General features: G+C 66.2%; 1 protein-coding gene. It reads left to right on the plus strand.

Features of this window, described 5'->3' with window-relative positions:
• Position 1 precedes the first annotated feature (1 nt).
• A partial coding sequence (locus SB764_RS38215; RefSeq protein ID WP_410866491.1) for a beta-ketoacyl synthase N-terminal-like domain-containing protein occupies positions 2–621 on the plus strand: 620 nt, incomplete at its 3' end.

Genomic DNA, 621 nt, shown 5'->3' on the forward strand with positions numbered 1-621 from the left:
AATGACTGAGATTGTGATCGTTTCGGCCGCCCGCACCGCGGTAGGCAAGTTCGGTGGTTCGCTCGCGAAGGTGGCGGCGCCGGATCTGGGCGCCATCGTCATCAAGGCGGCGCTGGAGCGCGCGGGACTCAAGCCCGAGCAGGTCAGCGACGTGATTCTGGGGCAGGTGCTGACGGCCGGTTCGGGCCAGAACGTGGCGCGTCAGGCTTCGATCAAGGCGGGTCTGCCGGCGGCCGTGCCGGCGATGACGATCAACAAGGTCTGCGGTTCGGGCCTGAAAGCGGTGATGCTGGCCGCGAACGCGATCATCGCGGGCGACGCCGAGATTGTCGTGGCGGGCGGTCAGGAAAACATGAGCGCGGCACCGCATGTGCTGCCGGGCTCGCGCGACGGCTTCCGCATGGGCGATGCGAAGCTGATCGACAGCATGATCGTCGACGGCCTGTGGGACGTGTACAACCAGTACCACATGGGCGTCACGGCCGAGAACGTCGCGAAGGAATACGGCATCACGCGCGAAGAGCAGGACGCGTTCGCCGCAGCCTCGCAGAACAAGGCGGAAGCCGCGCAGAAGGCCGGTCGGTTCGACGACGAAATCGTGCCGGTCGAAATTCCGCAGCG

Origin of the sequence: Paraburkholderia sp. SIMBA_027, from assembly GCF_046535315.1 — a bacterium.
Taxonomy (GTDB): Bacteria; Pseudomonadota; Gammaproteobacteria; order Burkholderiales; family Burkholderiaceae; genus Paraburkholderia; species Paraburkholderia tropica.